Origin of the sequence: Plantibacter sp. VKM Ac-2885 (assembly GCF_015351205.1) — a bacterium.
GTDB classification, from domain to species: Bacteria; Actinomycetota; Actinomycetes; order Actinomycetales; family Microbacteriaceae; genus Plantibacter; species Plantibacter auratus.
In genome coordinates this window covers 357,154-373,736 of record NZ_JADKSK010000002.1, presented here as the reverse complement: position 1 = coordinate 373,736, position 16,583 = coordinate 357,154, and the positions used below count along the sequence as shown (strand labels likewise).

General features: G+C 69.7%; 14 protein-coding genes. 9 read left to right on the top strand and 5 right to left on the bottom strand.

Translation table 11 applies throughout. From position 1 onward, the window contains the following. Positions 1 to 20: 20 nt before the first annotated feature. Positions 21 to 368: a GntR family transcriptional regulator gene (locus ITJ66_RS14310; protein ID WP_194645058.1), complete on the bottom strand. Its 348-nt coding sequence runs from the start codon at positions 366 to 368 to the stop codon at positions 21 to 23. A 214-nt stretch (positions 369 to 582) separates the two neighbouring features. After that, entirely contained in the window at positions 583 to 1,398 is an 816-nt protein-coding gene (locus ITJ66_RS14305; protein ID WP_370582667.1) for a DeoR/GlpR family DNA-binding transcription regulator, read from the bottom strand. A gap of 110 nt (positions 1,399 to 1,508) precedes the next feature. On the opposite strand from ITJ66_RS14305, the gene ITJ66_RS14300 reads away from it, so the two are divergent. The 7 genes from ITJ66_RS14300 to ITJ66_RS14270 all read left to right on the top strand — a co-directional run bounded on the left by ITJ66_RS14300 (position 1,509) and on the right by ITJ66_RS14270 (position 9,368). Continuing rightward, entirely contained in the window at positions 1,509 to 2,825 is a 1,317-nt protein-coding gene (locus tag ITJ66_RS14300; protein WP_194645057.1) for an alpha-glucosidase/alpha-galactosidase, read from the top strand. Positions 2,826 to 2,887: 62 nt separating this feature from the next. Further along, positions 2,888 to 4,243: an ABC transporter substrate-binding protein gene (locus ITJ66_RS14295; protein WP_194645056.1), complete on the top strand. Its 1,356-nt coding sequence runs from the start codon at positions 2,888 to 2,890 to the stop codon at positions 4,241 to 4,243. Beyond that, positions 4,243 to 5,202: a carbohydrate ABC transporter permease gene (locus ITJ66_RS14290; RefSeq protein ID WP_194645055.1), complete on the top strand. Its 960-nt coding sequence runs from the start codon at positions 4,243 to 4,245 to the stop codon at positions 5,200 to 5,202. The genes ITJ66_RS14295 and ITJ66_RS14290 overlap by 1 nt, the downstream gene beginning before the upstream one ends. Next, positions 5,202 to 6,098 (top strand): carbohydrate ABC transporter permease, encoded by an 897-nt coding sequence (locus ITJ66_RS14285; RefSeq protein ID WP_194645054.1) that lies wholly within the window; start codon positions 5,202 to 5,204, stop codon positions 6,096 to 6,098. Before ITJ66_RS14290 ends, ITJ66_RS14285 begins: the two co-directional genes overlap by 1 nt. A gap of 116 nt (positions 6,099 to 6,214) precedes the next feature. After that, on the top strand, positions 6,215 to 7,375 hold the full coding sequence (locus ITJ66_RS14280) for an SIS domain-containing protein (RefSeq protein ID WP_194645053.1): 1,161 nt from the start codon (positions 6,215 to 6,217) through the stop codon (positions 7,373 to 7,375). Positions 7,376 to 7,377: 2 nt separating this feature from the next. Next, the gene (locus ITJ66_RS14275; RefSeq protein ID WP_370582666.1) at positions 7,378 to 8,343 is read left to right on the top strand and encodes a BadF/BadG/BcrA/BcrD ATPase family protein; all 966 of its coding nucleotides are present in this window, start codon (positions 7,378 to 7,380) and stop codon (positions 8,341 to 8,343) included. 98 nt (positions 8,344 to 8,441) lie between these two features. Continuing rightward, positions 8,442 to 9,368, top strand: a complete 927-nt coding sequence (locus ITJ66_RS14270) for a DMT family transporter (RefSeq protein ID WP_370582665.1) — start codon at positions 8,442 to 8,444, stop codon at positions 9,366 to 9,368. 401 nt (positions 9,369 to 9,769) lie between these two features. Here the strand turns inward: ITJ66_RS14270 and ITJ66_RS14265 are convergent, their stop codons facing one another. Then, positions 9,770 to 12,862, bottom strand: coding sequence for a lamin tail domain-containing protein (locus ITJ66_RS14265; protein ID WP_194645052.1), 3,093 nt, complete (start codon positions 12,860 to 12,862; stop codon positions 9,770 to 9,772). A 166-nt stretch (positions 12,863 to 13,028) separates the two neighbouring features. Here ITJ66_RS14265 and ITJ66_RS14260 point away from each other — a divergent pair, with 166 nt between their 5' ends. Beyond that, entirely contained in the window at positions 13,029 to 13,865 is an 837-nt protein-coding gene (locus tag ITJ66_RS14260) for a dienelactone hydrolase family protein (RefSeq protein ID WP_194645051.1), read from the top strand. A 38-nt stretch (positions 13,866 to 13,903) separates the two neighbouring features. Then, positions 13,904 to 14,281, top strand: coding sequence for a bleomycin resistance protein (locus ITJ66_RS14255; protein WP_194645050.1), 378 nt, complete (start codon positions 13,904 to 13,906; stop codon positions 14,279 to 14,281). A 43-nt stretch (positions 14,282 to 14,324) separates the two neighbouring features. Here the strand turns inward: ITJ66_RS14255 and ITJ66_RS14250 are convergent, their stop codons facing one another. Both ITJ66_RS14250 and ITJ66_RS14245 read right to left on the bottom strand, forming a co-directional pair. Further along, positions 14,325 to 15,647 (bottom strand): GNAT family N-acetyltransferase, encoded by a 1,323-nt coding sequence (locus tag ITJ66_RS14250; RefSeq protein WP_194645049.1) that lies wholly within the window; start codon positions 15,645 to 15,647, stop codon positions 14,325 to 14,327. 59 nt (positions 15,648 to 15,706) lie between these two features. Continuing rightward, positions 15,707 to 16,516: a MerR family DNA-binding transcriptional regulator gene (locus ITJ66_RS14245; protein ID WP_228501930.1), complete on the bottom strand. Its 810-nt coding sequence runs from the start codon at positions 16,514 to 16,516 to the stop codon at positions 15,707 to 15,709. Positions 16,517 to 16,583 lie beyond the last annotated feature (67 nt).

The following is a 16,583-nucleotide window of genomic DNA, read 5'->3' as shown; positions in this document are numbered from 1 at the left end:
GCGGTTGGCGTCGGGGATGGTCAGGTGCGTTCGATCATCCGGCTGAGGTCCGTCGGGGTGATCCCGAACTTGCGTGCCTCGGTGACGAGCTGGGCGACGAGTTCATTGACCCGGACGAGGCCCGGTGCTGCGTCCTCGTTCACCCACGCGCCGCGGCCCTGTCGCATCCCGATGAGTCCGTCGTCGCGGAGCTCTCCGTAGGCGCGGAGGACCGTGTGCATGTTGATCTGCAGTGCGCGGGCGAGGTCGCGGGCAGGCGGGAGGCGCTCCCCCGGTGCCAGCGCGCCCGTCGCGATGCCGGAGCGCACCTGCACCGCGATCTGCTCGGCGAGTGAGGCCGCGGAGGTGGGATCGACGCGGAACAACATGTTTACAATGGTACTAGAACAATGCCGTCCGTGCCCGCGACATCTGTGGGGTTGAGGTCCGGCGCGGTGCGCTGACGCGAGTGTGCGCCACTCGGCGCGGGCGCACCCCACAACCGCGAGCGCGCCCCTCCGGAGACCAGCGCTCACGTCGGAGACCCGCGCTCACGTCAGCGCACCGCGCTGGCCCAAGCCGCAGCAGAGGAAGGAGGAGCGGTCAGAGGGCGACGACGTGCACGGCGATGTCCGCGGCCGCCAGGCGCTCGAGCTCATCAGGGTCGGCGGAGGAATCGGTCACGAGGTCGTGAATCTGCCCCAACTCGGCCATGCGTGCGAGCGTGACCCGCCCGACCTTCGATCCGTCGGCGACCACGATGACCCGCTGCGCGTGCCGCACCATCGCCAGGTTCGTCCGCGCCTCACGCTCGTCGTGCGTCGTCGCACCGCCCTGCGCACTGATGCCGTCGGTCCCGAGGATCGCGGTACCCACGTTGATCGCACTGAAGGTGTTCTCGGCGAGCGCCCCCACCGCCTCGAACGACGAGGAGCGCACCAGGCCTCCCGTCATGATCACCTGCAGGTTCGGCCGGGAGGCGATCTCGGTCGCCGTGGTGAGTGAGTTCGTCACGATCGTCAGTTCCGCCCGGTTGCTCAACTCCTTGGCGACCGCCGCCGTGGTGGTGCCACCACTTAGGGCGATCGCGTATGGTCCCGCGGGGATCATCTCCGCCGCGCGCAAGGCGATCCGACGCTTGGCCTCACGGAACTGCGTGTCGCGGAACCGCACGGGCACCTCGTCGCGCGACTCCACCGCCCGGGCGCCACCGTGCGTCCGGAGGACGAGGCCCAGGTCGTCGAGATCGGCGAGGTCGCGACGGATCGTCGGGGCCGACACGTCGAGCCGGGTCGTGAGGTCGTCGATCGAGACGACGGCGTCCTCCGCCGCGAGGAGCGCGAGGATGGCGCGCATCCGCTGACTGCGTTTCCCGGACGGAGCGTGTCGCGAGAGCTCGGCTGCGGTCGGTCCTCCCACGGCGAACCCTTCCCTCGTCGCCGACAGCTCTGCTCAGCGAAAGTGATCATTTCAATCGATTTCCGATCAAGTTCTTGCTCGGTTCGATCACTGTAGTCGATGATCACTCCATGACACGAGTGACTTTCATCGGGGCGGGCAGCGTCGTCTTCACCCGCCAACTCATCGCCGACCTCCTCCGCTACCGCGACCTCGCCGGCCTCGAGATCGTCCTGCACGACATCGACCCCGAACGCCTCGCGGTGGCCGAGGGCACCGCCCGCCACGTCGACGAGCGTCTCGACGGCCGGGCGACGATCACGGCGGAGTCCGACCGTCGTCGCGCCCTCGCCGGCGCGGACTTCGTGATCAACATGGTCCAGGTCGGCGGCATCCGCGCGACCGTCTCCGACCTCGAGATCCCGGCGGCCCGCGGTCTCCTGCAGACCATCGGCGACACCACCGGCGTCGGCGGCGTCTTCCGCGCCCTCCGCACCTTCCCGCTGCTCTCGGCCCTGACCGCCGACATGCGGGAGATCTGCCCCGACGCCCACCTCCTGAACTACACCAACCCGATGGCGATGAACATCTGGTGGGCGTCGGTCGTCGCCCCCGACATCAGCGCGATCGGCCTCTGCCACAGCGTGTTCTGGACGGTGAACGACCTCTGCGAGCTCGTCGGCGTGCCGATCGAGGGCACCAGCTACCGAGCCGCCGGCGTCAACCACCAGTCGTGGTTGCTCGAGTGGACCCACGAGGGCCGCGACCTCTACCCGGCCCTGCGCGACCGCATCCGCGAGGACCCGGAGCTCAGCCGCCGCGTGCGCGTCGAGATGTTCCGCCGCATCGGCTACTACCCGACCGAGACGAGCGAGCACTCCTCCGAGTACCTGTCGTGGTTCCTCCGCTCCCCCGAGCAGGTGGAGCGCTTCCGCCTCCAGCCGCTCGAGTACCTCGGCATCAGCGAGGAGAACGTCGCGGAGTTCGAGGCGACGAAGGCCGCCCTCGCCGCCGGGACCCCGTTGACGCTCGAGGATGGGGCGAGCGAGTACGCCCCGCAGCTCATCCACTCGCTCGTGACCGACACCCCGCGACTCATCCACGGGAACGTCGTCAACCGCGGCCTCATCGACAACCTGCCGCAGGGCGCTGTCGTCGAGGTCCCCGTCCAGGTCGACGGGAACGGCATCGCCCCGCAGCCCATGGGCGCCCTGCCTGTGCAGTGCGCCGCGCTCAACCGCCCGTACGTCTCCGTCGCGGAACTCACGATCGAGGCGGCCCGCACCGGCAACCCGACACTCATCCGGCAGGCGGTCCTCATGGACCCGAACGCCTCGTCCACCCTCACGCCCGAGCAGATCTGGGAGCTGTGCAACGACCTCGTCGCCGCGCACGGCGAGCTGCTGCCGGAGCCTCTGCGGGAGATCATCCCCGCCGACCGCATCTGACCGACCCGAAGCACCGCCGAACCGAATCCTTCCCGAACGATCGACACAGGAGACGACCACCGATGTTCCCACCCCGTTCCACGATCCACGCTTCCACCTCACCGCACGCCCGCCGGGCACGTCGCCTCATCACCGCGACCGCCGTCCTCGCCGCCGGAGCGCTCGCGCTCTCCGGGTGCGCCGGCGGATCCTCCGGCGCCACCACGCTCGACAAGGACGCGAAGGTGAAGCTCACCTTCTGGACCGGGCAGGCCGACGCCGCACAGCAGATCCTCACCGGTCTCGTCGACGACTTCGAGAAGCTGCACCCCAACGTGACCATCGACGTGTCCTCGGGCGCGCCGTCCACGGAGGACCTCCTGCAGAAGCTCTCCGCGAGCTTCGCGGGCGGCAACTACCCCGACGTCTCGTACGCCTTCGGCTCCTGGGCGAGCCGACTCGAAGCGTCCGGCCGCACCCTCGACATCACCGACCAGGTGGCCGAGCCCGACGTGAAGTGGGACGAGTTCTCCGAGGCGGCCCGTAAGACGGTGCAGCCGACCGGCGAGAAGACGATCGGCTTCCCCGCCGTGGTCGACAACATCTCCCTCCTCTACAACACGACTGTGTTCGATGCGGCCGGCGTCGACTACCCCACGGCCGACTGGACCTGGGACGACTTCCGCGAGGCGTCGAAGCAGCTCACCGACCCGGCGACGAACACCTACGGCTACGCGTACTCGGTCTCCGGCAGCGAGGAGACGACCTGGCAGTTCTGGCCGCACCTCTGGCAGAACGGCGGGTCGATCATCTCCGACGACGCCAAGACGGCCGAGTTCGCCTCGGATGCGGGCGTCGACGCACTGACCTTCCTCCGCGACATGGCGGTCGACGACAAGAGCGTCTACCTCGACCAGACCGACACGAAGTTCGGCGACCTCTTCGCCAGCGACCGCATCGGCATGATCACCTCCGGTCCGTGGCAGCTGTCGACGCTGCAGACGAAGGGCACGAAGTACGGCGTCACCGTCCTCCCAGGCACCGACGGCGACCACCAGACCGTCTCCGGCCCCGACGTCTGGGCGCTGTTCGACCACAAGGACAAGAACCGCGAGTACTGGGCGTACGAGTTCACGAAGTGGCTCACCGACTCGGAGCAGGACCTCAAGTGGAACGTCGCCTACGGCAACCTCCCGCTGCGCTCGAGCGAGATCGACACCCCCGAGTTCCAGGCGCAGGTGGCTCAGCTGCCCGGCCTCGACGTGATGGCCGAGAACGGCGTCAACGCCAAGCAGGCCCGCCCGACGGTGCCCGGCTACGTCGGGCTGTCGGAGGCCATCGGCAAGGCGATCTCCTCGGTGCTGCAGGGCCAGGGCGATCCGAAGCAAGCACTCGAGGACGCCGCGAAGACCGCCGACGACGCTCTGGCGGAGGACTGATGTCCACGGTCGCCGGACGCGACACGACCCCCAGGACGGAGCCGGAGCGACCCGAACGCCTCCCGGCTCCGCCCCGGCGAGCCAAGAACCGACTCCGCGACAGCCTCACCGGGTGGGGATTCGTCGCCCCGGCCATGGTCATCGTGCTGGGCCTGTCGATCTTCCCCGCGATCTGGGCGTTCTTCCTGTCGCTCCAGAAGTGGGACGGCTTCAGCGAGCCGGAGCAGGTCGGGCTGGACAACTACGCCAGCATGATCGGCAACGACGAGCTGCAGGCGGCCGTCATCCACACGGTCGTCTACACGCTGCTGTTCGTCCCCGCCTCGCTCGGGCTCGGACTCTTCCTCGCCGTCGCGCTCAACCGCCGGATCCGCTTCATCGGCGTCTACCGCACGGCGATCTTCGTCCCCTTCGTCGCCTCCGCGGCCGCGACCGGCATCCTCACGACGTACCTCTTCAACCCGCAGTTCGGGCTCCTCAACACCGTGTTCCGGTTCCTCGGACTCCCGGCGCAGGGCTGGCTCGAAGACCAGGGGCAGGCGATGGTCGTCATCACGATCATGTCGCTCTGGGGGCAGGCAGCCTTCACGACCGTCATCTACCTCGCGGCGCTGCAGGACATCCCCTCCGAACTGCTCGAGGCCGCGCGGATCGACGGTGCGAACGCGTGGCAGTCCTTCTGGCGCATCACCTTCCCGCAGCTCGGGCCGGTCACCGTGTTCGTCGCCATCTGGCAGTTCATCCAGGCGATCCAGCTGTTCGACCTCGTGTACACCACCACCAGGGGCGGCCCGCTCGGCGCCACCCAGACGATCGTGTTCTACCTCTGGGACGCGGCGTTCAAGCAGTTGCAGTTCGGGTACGGCTCCGCGGTCGCCTACGGGCTGTTCGTGGTGACACTCATCGCCACGATCGGTGTCGTCCTGTACTCCCGCCGTTCCAACGTGGAGGCATTCTGATGACCGTCCTGACCACCCCGCCACGCGGTGACGCCGCCACCGGCAAGTCGTCCGAGACCGCTCCGCCCGCCGAACGACGCACGCGTCGACGCTTCAGCCCCTGGCACTTCGTGCTCGCGCCGATCGCGATCATCTTCGCCATCCCGTTCGTGCAGATGTTCATCACCTCGGTGACGCCGGAGTCGGAGATCAACACCTACCCGCCTCGCATCCTCCCGTCGCACATCACCTTCGACGGGTTCGCGAAGCTCTTCTCCGAGTCGAACATCCTGCTCTGGCTCGGCAACACCGTCATCGTGTCGACGGTCGCCGTCCTGTCCCACCTCGTGCTCTGCTCGCTCGCCGGCTACGGGTTCGCGCGCCTGAAGTTCCGCGGGAAGACGATGGGCTTCCTCATGATCGTCGCGACGATCATGATCCCGACGCAGCTGCTCATGATCCCTACCTACATCCTGTTCTCCCGGATCGGGCTCATCGACAGCCTCGGGGCGGCGATCGTGCCGTGGCTGGCGTCCGCGTTCGGCATCTTCCTCATGCGGCAGTTCTTCCTGTCGCTGCCGGCGGAGCTCGAAGAGGCCGCGCTCATCGACGGCTGCACCCGACTCCAGGTGTTCTTCCGGGTGATCCTGCCGCTCGCGAAGCCCGCGCTGGCGACGCTCGCGATCTTCACCCTGCTGGGCTCGTGGAACGACCTCGTCTGGCCGCTCATCGCGATCAACAACGACCAGGCCTTCACGCTGCAGCTCGGCATCACGAACTTCCAGGGCGCGCGCCGCACCGACTGGGCGCTCCTCATGGCCGGCAACGTCGTCGCCACGCTCCCGCTGATCGTGTTCTTCCTCTTCGCCCAGAAGCAGTTCGTGGCGACCATGACCTTCTCAGGCCTCAAGGGGTAGGCACCGATCCCGGCGTGGCAGGATCACGTCCATCGCCGCGCGCGCGTCGAACGCTCAACCAACATCGATACCTCGCAACTCCCCCTCGTCACCTCGACCCACCCCAGGAGCAACCCGTGTCCATCACCACCATCGTCGGTTCGGAAGCCACCGTCCGCGAGATCACCCAGCAGCCCGACGTCTGGCTCGAGGCGTCGACGGGGATCGCCGCCCGGCGCGAGGAGATCGACGCGTTCCTCGCACCGCTCCTGGCCCGGCCCGAGCTGCGCATCGTCCTGACCGGGGCGGGGACCTCGGCCTTCATCGGCGAGATCGCGGCACCGGCCCTGACCCGGACGCTCCGCCGCCGGATCGACGCGGTCGCGACCACCGACATCGTCTCCAACCCGCAGGAGTCGTTCGCCGAGGACGTCCCGCTGCTCCTCGTGTCGTTCGCGCGCTCCGGCAACAGCCCGGAGAGCGTGGCCGCGACGGAACTCGCCGACCGGTCGCTCGCCGAGGTGCACCACCTGGTGATCACGTGCGACGAGACCGGCGAGCTGTACCGACGCCACCACGACCGCGCCTCGTCGCTCACCGTCCTCATGCCCCTGCGGTCGAACGACGAGGGCTTCGCGATGACGTCGAGCTTCAGCTCGATGCTGCTCTCGGTCCTCCTCATCCTCGGCGGCGCGGACGACGCCGCGGTGCAGGCGCTCGCGGCCGGAGCGACGACGATCCTCGACCAGCGCGAGGTGGACATCCGCGCGCTCGCCAACGAAGGGTGCGAACGCGTCGTCTACATCGGCAGCGGCCCGCTCACCGGGCTGGCCCGCGAGTCGGCGCTCAAGCTCCTCGAGCTGACCGCCGGACGGATCGTCACCTACTACGACTCGGCGCTCGGGTTCCGTCACGGACCGAAGGCGGTCGTCGACGACAGCACGCTCGTCGTCGTCTACCTGTCGTCCGATCCGTACACGCGGCGGTACGACCTCGACATCGTCACCGAACTGCGCGCGACGCTGTCGCCGGAGCGCGTGATCGCGATCTCCTCCGAGCCGGTCGACGGCGCCACGGCGTACGACTGGGTGCTGCCCGAGCTCGCCGGCCTGGACGACGCGCAGCTCGCGATCGGCTACGTGCTCGTCGCGCAGCTGCTCGGCCTGTCGTACTCGCTCCAGCTCGGCGCGACCCCGGACAACCCGTTCCCGAGCGGCACGGTGAACCGCGTCGTGCAGGGCGTGCGGATCCACCCGGTGACCTCCGGCGCAGCGGGCACCGCACCCGAGGAGCGGTAGGCGTGTCACTGTTCCTCGGTGTGGACGGCGGCGGCTCCAAGACCGCGTTCGTGCTCCTCGACGACGGCGGACACGTCGTCGCCGAAGCACAGACGGCCAGCTGCTACTACTTCGACGACGGCATCGAGCTCGTCGGTCGGATCCTCACCGAGGGTGTGGCGGCGGTCACGTCGCGGGCGGGGGCCGAGGCGTCCGACATCGATCAGGCGTTCCTCGGTCTGCCGGGATACGGCGAGGTCAGTTCCGACCTCGACCGCCTGAACGCGATCCCCGGCGAGGTGCTCGGCCACGAACGGTACTCGTGCGACAACGACATGGTGTGCGGCTGGGCCGGATCGCTCGGCGCCGTCGACGGCATCAACGTCATCAGCGGGACCGGGTCGATGACCTACGGCGAGCGCCGTGGCCGCGGGCACCGGGTCGGCGGCTGGAGCGAGCTGTTCGGCGACGAGGGCTCGGCGTACTGGATCGCCGCCCGGGGCTTGAACGCCTTCACGCGGATGAGCGACGGCCGCCTGGCGCGCGGGCCGCTCTACGACCTCATGAAGGCGCGGGTCGGGATCACGAGCGATCTCGACGTGATCGACGTCGTGGTCAACGAGTGGAAGGGGCAGCGTGCGCTGATCGCCGACCTCTCCAAGACGGTCGTCGACGCCGCCGGCCACGGTGACGAGGCGTCGGCGACCATCCTGCGGGAGGCGAGTGGGGAGCTGGTCGAGATCGTAGAGGCGACCCGCGTCGCGCTCGGCTTCCTGGACGACGAGGTCGTCCCGGTGTCCTACTCCGGTGGCATGTTCACGGCGGACGCGATCCGAGTCGGCTTCGAGCAGGCGCTGCACACGCTGCCGCCGGCGTACGAACTCCGCGTCCCGATGTTCGGTCCCGCGGTGGGCGCCGCCCTGTACGCGGCGAAGCAGCACGGCTCGCCACTGGCCGAGACGGCCCTGGACCGCCTGGGTTCCCGCTGACGCTCGACCCCGCCCGCATCCGCGGACGCCATCACCATCACCTCGACGACCGTCGAGGTGCACACTCCTGCCCGAATCAGCAGTCAAGGAAGACCATCGTGAAGAAGACCCAGAGTTGGATGTTGTACGCCGGACTGTTGGTGCTGTTCTGGGGTGTCTGGGGAGCGTTCTCCTCGCTCCCCATCACGCTGTACGGCTACCCGGACGAGATGGTCTACGTCATCTGGGCGGTCGTGATGATCATCCCCGCCGTGTTCGCGCTGCGCGGCCAGACCTTCGACCGTCGACCACGAGCTGCCGTCTACGGACTGCTGATCGGACTCACCGGCGCCGGCGGGCAGCTGCTGCTGTTCAACGCCCTGTCGACCGGCCCGGCCTACCTGATCTTCCCGATCATCTCGATCTCCCCCGCGATCACCGTCATCATGGCCGTCATCCTGCTGCGGGAGCGGCTGAACGCGATCGCGGTCGTCGGGCTCGTCGCGGCACTCGCGGCGATCGTGCTCTTCAGTGTGTCGAGCGGGTCCGCCGAGGGTGCGTCAGGGCCGTGGCTGATCATCGCGATCCTCGTGAGCATCGCCTGGGGCGTCCAGGCGTTCTTCATGCGCAAGGCCGCGACCATCGGGGTGAACGATGCGACGACCTTCTCGTGGATGGCGATCAGCGGCCTCATCCTCACGCCGTTCGCGATCATCGCGATGGGCGGGCTCCCGCTCGACGCACCGTGGCAGGCACCGGTGCTGACGGCGGGCACGCAGTTGTTGAACGCGGTCGGGGCGCTGTTCCTCGTGATGGCGCTCAGCCGCGGGAAGGCGTCCGTCGTGGCGCCGACGACCAACGCGCTCGCGCCGGTGCTCACCATCCTCGTCTCGCTCGTCGTCTACCAGACCCTGCCGAGCATCTTCGGCACCATCGCGATCGTGCTGGCGCTCATCGGCTCGACACTCATGGTCTACAGCGACGAGCGACGCGGCGAGGCCGTCCCTCCGGCCCTCCGCGACGGTGCGCGGGCGACCGCACGCTGACACCTCCCCCACCCGGTTCGTGCCAGCGCGGTGCGCTGACGCGAATGCACCCGACCCGGCGTGGGCGCGGCCCACCCGCGCGAGCGTGCCCCTCCGGAGACCCGCGCCCACGCGCCAGACCCGCGCTCGGCCCCAGCGCACCGCGCTGACCACGATCCCGACCTCGCCAGCGCGGTGCGCTGGAGTGAGCGCGCCCCACTCGGCGCGAGCGTGCACCTCCCGGCCCGAGCGCACCCCACACCCGCGAGCGCGCCCCTCCGGAGACCCGCGCCCACGCGCCAGACCCGCGCTCACGTCACAGCACCGCGCTGGCACCACCACCACACACCGCTTGAGCCCGACCGGTGACGCGAACGGCCCCGGGAGCTGCGTGCTCCCGGGGCCGTCGGACGTTCAGTCGGTCAGGCCGCCCGACGACGCGCACGCATCGCGACGAGGACACCACCGAGGAGGACTAGCAGGACCCCCGCGCCGATCGTGCCGAACGGCAGCTCGGTACCCGTCGTCGCGAGCGAGCCGCCCGACGCCGCGCCGTCGACGCTTGTCCCGTCGGCCGCGACGATCCGCACCTCGGTCCAACCGATGAGCGAGCCGTCCGCCGCGTAGACCGCGACGCGGTGGTCGCCCAGCGTCGCGTCTGCCGGGATCGTCGCCAGCAGGTCACCGGCGGCGTTCGTCGTGCCGGCGGCGACCCGCGCCGGCGTCGAGTACAGCCACACCTCGACGGCCGTGGTCGCGAAGCGGTCCTCGAGGCCGACCGTCACGGTGTCGCCCCGCCGCACCGTGTCGGCCAGCGTGATCGCACCACGGTTGGCCTCGGTGAGGCTCGTCCCGGGCAGTGGCGTGACCCCGCCGGTCGGGGGCGTCACGGGCGGCGTGGTCGTTCCGGGCAGCGACCCGAGACGCAGGGCCTCGGAAGCGTAGCCGTCGGCGAACCAGTACACGGGACGCTTGCCGTCGACCGACAGCGAGGCCGGCGCGGTCGCGAAGCCCTCGTTGTTGAGGTTGGGCAGCCCCGCCGGGCGCTCGACCTGAGCGATCCCCGGCTGCTCGGTCCCGTTCAACGTGATCTGCGCACCGGTACCCGCGCAGCCGTCGTCGCACACTGCCCACAGCACGCCGAGCGTCGTGTCGTAGTCGAGCGCCATGACCGCCGGGAGGCCCGGGTCGATCGTCGAGATCAGCGTGGCCGAGCCGTCGGCGTTCAGGGCGAACGCGTACACGTCGCCGGTGTCCTCGACGCCGACGAAGAACAGTCCGTCACCATGGCCCGCGTAGTTCGCCGGGTCGTACGTCGCCTTCGTGTTGTCGTCGAAGAGCTTGCCGGCGAGGTCGCCGTCGGCCACCCACTCGACGGCCTCGACACCGAGGTTCGCACCGACCGTCGGCAGCAGGGCCGTGAGGTCCCACTCCTCGGAGGCGACGACGTCGGGGCCTGGCGCGTTCGGGTCGACCTTGAGCACGGCGTTGAGCGTCGTGCCCTTCACGCTGTTGTCGCGCTCGACACCGACATAGACGGAGCCTGCGCCGTCAACCGTGATGCCCTCGGTGTCGGGGCCGGCAGCGGACGGGTTCGACGCGTCCTTCTGGAAGCGGGCGCGCTTGCCGTTCTCCCAACCGTCGACGAACGAGACCGAACCGTCTGCGGCGATCGCGAGCTTCCAGAACGAGCCGGTGCCGTTGTCGACCGCCCAGAGGAACGCGCCGTCGGCGGCGACCTGGGTGTCGAGTCCGGAGCTGTCCTCGAGGAACATCGGCGTGGTGTCGAGCACCGTCACGTCGGGCGAACCGGGCCACGGACCGACCGGGATCTCACCGGCGCAGACGTTGGCCGCACCCTTGGTGGCCTCGGCCGTCGCTGCGAAGGCGCCGGTCGCGTCGGGGCAGCGTCCCCAGGTGTTCGCCGGGTGCCCCTCGCCCCAGGTGGTCGAGTCGAGCAGTGCGTCGCCCTCGAAGAGGCGGACCGTGTCGCCGCCGCCGAGCCCGAAGCCGAGGGCTGCGCGCTCGATGACGAGGTAGCCGCCGGCCGCGATGCTCGTGCCGGTGGGGATGGCGTAGGCGTGGGTGTCGTCGTCGTCCTTCACGACGATGCCGGAGACGTCGAGCGCAGCGGTCGTCGGGTTGACGAGCTCGATCCAGTCGTCGGGCGATCCGCCGTCGGACTCGACCTCGTTGATGCGCACGGGGTTGCCGCACGCGTTCCGCAGGCCTTTGGTGGAGACGGCGGTGTCGACGAACTCGCCGGTGCCGTCGGGGCAGCGCGCGAACACGCCGTCCGCGTGGGCCGCGTAGGTGTACTCGGCGACCGTCGCGCCGGCGGCGTTCCGCACGGTGGTGGTGTCGCCGTTGCCGAGCCCGAACGCGAAGTTCACATTCTGGTCGAAGACGAAGTAGGCGCCGGGCTCGAGGATCGTGCCCGCGGGCAGCGGGGTCGTCTCGGCGGCGTGGCTCACCGGGTCGTTGTCCATGAGCGTCCAGCCGGAGATGTCCAGCGCGGTCGCCTCGAGGTTGACGATCTCGACCCAGTCGGTCGCGTCGTTGCTCGACTCGACCTCGTTGATCGCGACGTTCGGGAGGACGCAGTCGTTCGCGGCACCCTTGGTGATGCGTGCGAGCGTGAAGTCGCCTTCACCGTCGGGGCAGCGGGCGAGCGTCGCGGCGATGAAGTCACCGTCGATGGCCGCGTGGCCGCTCCACGTTCCCGAGCGGTCGATGAGCGTGCCGGTCGCGTCGAACAGGCGGATCTCGTCGGCGCTGCCGATGCCGATCGGGTCGCGGAACGCGCCCTGCGTCTCGGTGCCGCCGACCAGGCCGATCGTCGCTTCGTCGACCACGAGGAACTCGCCGGGAGCGATCGACGTGCCGGGCAGGAACTGCCAGCGGTGGTCGTCGGAGTTGTCGCGGATCTCGTAGCGCGAGATGTCGAGGGCCGTCGTGCCGGGGTTGAAGAACTCGACCCAGTCGGATGGCTGGGAGTCGATCTCGTTGATGCGGATCTCACCGTCGGTCTCGAGGACCTCGGGTGCGGTGAAGACGTTCGCGGCGCCCTTCGTCGACTCGGTGGTCTCGGCCCAGCCGGCGCGGTCGGCGGTGACGCCGTAGGTGACCGGCGCGTGTGCGGTCCACGAGTACTCGTCGGCGATCGCCGCGGTCGGGTCGAACAGGCGGACCGAGTCCTCCTTGCCGAGGCCAAACCCGAGCTGGTCCTCGTCGACGACGAGGAACGCACCGGGCTCGACGACGGTGCCGGCCGGGAACGCGTAGTTGCTGTCGTCCTTGTTGTCCTTCACGACCCAGCCGTCGAGCGTGACCGCGGTCGACGCGGTGTTGGTGAACTCGATCCAGTCGCCGGGGACGCCCCCGGAGGACTCGACCTCGTTGATCTGGAGCCCCGGCGCTGGGGCGGCGATGGCGGCGGCTGGCGTCGCGATGAGGGCGGTTGCACCGATGGCGCACGCGGCGGTCATCGTCAACACGCGGTTGAGGCGGGGCATGGGTCTCCAGGGCACGAAGGGACGGGGATCACGTCCCATCCCATCGGCGTGGGGTGGCCGGGTGGAGGAGCGGCGGTGACCGGGAGGTGAACGGCGGGTGGCTTCCCAGGCGGGACGTGCCACGATCCAGCAGATCGGCCGCAGCGACCAGGACTACGCTCACCCCATGACCGACGATGCGATCACCGACACCGCTCCGCGCGCAGACCTCACCGGCTGGGTGCGGACCCCGTTCACCGGCGGCGGCGTCACGCACGACCGCTTCGAGAAGGGGTCCGGGCCGGGCGTCGTCCTCATCCCCGAGCTGCCCGGGCTCACGCCCGAGGTCCTCGGGTTGGCGGAGCACCTCGTCGCGGAGGGCTTCACCGTCGCGATCCCGTCACCGTTCGGGACGCCCGGACACGAGGGGACCCTCGGCTACACGCTCGCGAGCGTCAGCAAGGTCTGCGTCTCCGCCGAGTTCAAGGCGTTCGCGACCGGCGCCCACCGACCGGTCGCCGACCACGTCCGGGCACTGGCCGGCGACCTCGCGGCCCGCACGCCGGGTCCTGGCGTCGGCGTCATCGGCATGTGCTTCACCGGCGGATTCGCGCTCGCAGCTGCCGTCGACGAGCACGTCCTCGCTTCCGTCATGAGCCAGCCGTCCACGCCGTTCCCCGTCAGCCGCGCCCGCCGCATCGATCCCGGGATGTCCGCCGCCGAGTTCGACGCCGTCGCAGCCCGTGCGGCTCGGGGCTCGGTCTGCGCACTCGGCCTCCGCTTCAGCGAGGATCGAGCTGTCCCGCGGGAGCGCTTCGCCACCATCGCGGCCAAACTCGGCGACGCGTTCGAGGTCATCGAACTCGACTCCTCCCCCGGCAATGCCGCCGGCTTCTCGAAGACCGCCCACTCGGTCCTCACCGGCGAGGTCCGCGAGCGCGACGGCCACCCGGCGTTCGAAGCCCGCAAGCGCGTGGTCGCCTTCCTCCGCGAACGACTCGCGACACCGACCACGCAGGCCTGACCTTCCCAGCCGGCCGACACGCTGCGATCATCGACTCCATGACCTCGACACGACACGACCGCGCGACACCGAACCTGCCGTCCCGCAGCTTCGACGCGACGGAGACGTTCTACTCGGCGTTCGGCTTCGAGCGCACGTTCCGAGACGAGGGCTGGCTGATCCTCGTCCGCGGTGGTCTGCAGCTCGAGTTCTTCCCGGCACCCGACCTCGACCCCGCGTCGAGTAACTTCATGTGCTGCCTGCGTGTGGCCGACGTCGACGAACTCTACGACGCCATCCGACGTTCAGGAGTCCCCGAGGCGACCGTCGGCACGCCTCGCCTGCACCCGGTCCGGATGCAGGACTGGGGACTCCGAGCCGGATTCCTCATCGACCCCGACGGCACGCAGCTCACCCTCATCGAGCAACGCGACTGATCCGCGACAGCGCGATGTCCGCGGGTCGCTGCTCGGGACCGCCCTAGAAGAAGGTGATCCCGTGCGGCGCGCGCGGCGTCTGGAGCATCGATCGCAGCAGGAGCGGCGCAGCGGGGTCGGCCGCCTGCAGCACACCGGCTGCGGCGAGCGACACCGGGGAGACCGCGCCGAGCAGGAGCGAGCCGAGGTCGGCGACGTCGAGCGCGAGGTCGGCGCCGGCCGCGTCGGTCTCATCGCTCAGCTTCGTGGCGGTTCCACGGCCACCGGTCACCTCGAGGCGGAAGGTGCCCGCCGCGTAGCCGAGGGCGTCGGTCACGGCGATCGTCAACGTGCCGTCGACCGCGAACGGCCGTGACGCGAGCACGGCCGGGAGGTCGAGGACGCGCAGCCACACGTGGTCCTCTTCGTGCTCGATGTCGTAGGCACGGTTGTCACCGATGGCCGAGACGATCGGGTCGTCGAGCCTGGCGCGGTTGTACTTCACGACGTCGTTGAGGTCGATGGAGAGCAGGAACTCCCAGAGCGACAGGTAAGCCGCGTCGGTCGCGTAGACGAGGTCGATGATCTCGATACCGGTCTGTCCGCCGGGCTGCTCGACCATGCGCCACGTGACGTAGCCGTCGACCTCTTCGCCGTCAGCGGGACGGTGCACGGCGGCGCGGGTGTCCTTCGCCGGTTCACCATCGCGACCCAGCGTGCCGAGGACCAGCGGCCACGACCCGGTGTTGCGGACCATGGACCCGATCGAGCGCTCGTCGAAGCGATCGAACACCTGTCGTGCGACGCCGTCGACCAGGTACTCGGGCGTGACGACGGACACGATGCCGCTCGTCGGCGCGAGGAACGGCAGGGCCTTCGCGCGCTTCACGACGACGTTGCGCTCGCGGATCGCGGAGCCGAACCCGAAGCGACGGTAGATCGTGCCCTCGCTGGCGGTGAGGGCCGCGACCGCATAGCCGTCGGCGACGCCGCGCTCGAGAGCCTGCGTCATCATGCGGCGCAGGATGCCGCGGCGACGCTCGGTCGGGCGGACCGTGACGTCGGAGATCGCCTGCGTGTTGATGCTGGCGCCGTCGCCCCAGCTGAGCGCCTTCGGGAACCAGGAGAAGGTCCCCGCCGGCCAGGTCTCGTCGACCGAACCGGGCTGCGGCTTGCGGACATAGGCGCCGAGCAGCACAGCTTCGTCGGCGATGAGTTCGTTCACCTTGCGCTTGCGCGCCTCCGGCTTCGGGGTGGACTCGTGGAAGCCGAATCCGATGGCGTCGAGGGCCGCAAGGCTCTCGGGCGTCGGTTCGCCGTCTGCCCCGTTCGCGAACGGGAACTCGCGGAGCTCGTACCGGGTGTCGAAATCTTTGCTGTTGGCCACGACTCCAGCCTAACGACCCGGCCTGACACGCCCCCGGGAAGCGCGATGGGACCGCGACCTCACGGCAGGGTGATCGACACCTCGACCGTGTACTCGTCGGCGGTCTGGCCGAGCACCCGCTGCCGCAGCTCGGTGGTCGGCATCGTGATCCCCCGCTCCGCGATCGCGTCGAACAGGGCGACCACCGCGGGGTGGGTCGATCCCTCGGGGAGCTCGACGCCGGGTTCGGATCGCCAGACCGCAGCGAGCTCGGTCCGCTCGGGCAGCACATTGACCGTGGTCTCGTCACCACCCCACGTCGGTTCGAGCTGCGACGAGGTCGGCCAGCAGCAGACGATCTCGACCGCCCCCTGCTCGCCCGGACGGAGCGCGGTCCAGAACGTGCCCGTCGGACCGACGCCGGCCTCCTGCAGGGCGACGTAGAGCTGCGAGAACTGCTCGTTCGCGTCGTCGTTCGTCACGGCGTCCTCGTCGCCGCGCGGCACGGTGAGCACGCGGCCGACGTAGGGCTGGGGTGGGAGCGCGCGTTCGACGATCTCGACCGGTGCCGCGAGTGACGCGACGACCGAGCGGGCCTGCGCGAACGCGTGGTCCTCCTGCTCCCGCTGCTCCAGGACCAGGCGATGGTGCACGTCGAGAGCGGTCGACGGGTCGGCGCCGGCGACGGAGACGCCCACTGCGGCGAGGGGAACACCGGCATCGCGGAGGGCCTTCACGATCACGCCCGAACGCACCTGCTCTTCGCCGTAGCGGCGGTAGCCGGAGTCGGGATCGACGTCGGCCGGAACCAGGACGCCCTTCTCGTCGTAGTGGCGGAGCGCCTTCACGCTCAACCCGGTCATGCCTGCGAATTCTCCGATATGCAACATGATCCAAGCATCACGCCTCCCCCTACGGGAGAGTCAAACCGCTGACATCGGCGCCCAAACTGCACCC

What these genes read in the sequence shown, in the direction of transcription:
- ITJ66_RS14255 (WP_194645050.1), top strand. Translation starts at nt 13,904, where the DNA reads ATGACCTCGACACGACACGACCGCGCGACACCGAACCTGCCGTCCCGC.
- ITJ66_RS14310 (WP_194645058.1), bottom strand. Translation starts at nt 368, where the DNA reads ATGTTGTTCCGCGTCGATCCCACCTCCGCGGCCTCACTCGCCGAGCAG.
- ITJ66_RS14290 (WP_194645055.1), top strand. Translation starts at nt 4,243, where the DNA reads ATGTCCACGGTCGCCGGACGCGACACGACCCCCAGGACGGAGCCGGAG.
- ITJ66_RS14300 (WP_194645057.1), top strand. Translation starts at nt 1,509, where the DNA reads ATGACACGAGTGACTTTCATCGGGGCGGGCAGCGTCGTCTTCACCCGC.
- ITJ66_RS14260 (WP_194645051.1), top strand. Translation starts at nt 13,029, where the DNA reads ATGACCGACGATGCGATCACCGACACCGCTCCGCGCGCAGACCTCACC.
- ITJ66_RS14245 (WP_228501930.1), bottom strand. Translation starts at nt 16,516, where the DNA reads ATGTTGCATATCGGAGAATTCGCAGGCATGACCGGGTTGAGCGTGAAG.
- ITJ66_RS14285 (WP_194645054.1), top strand. Translation starts at nt 5,202, where the DNA reads ATGACCGTCCTGACCACCCCGCCACGCGGTGACGCCGCCACCGGCAAG.
- ITJ66_RS14295 (WP_194645056.1), top strand. Translation starts at nt 2,888, where the DNA reads ATGTTCCCACCCCGTTCCACGATCCACGCTTCCACCTCACCGCACGCC.
- ITJ66_RS14265 (WP_194645052.1), bottom strand. Translation starts at nt 12,862, where the DNA reads ATGCCCCGCCTCAACCGCGTGTTGACGATGACCGCCGCGTGCGCCATC.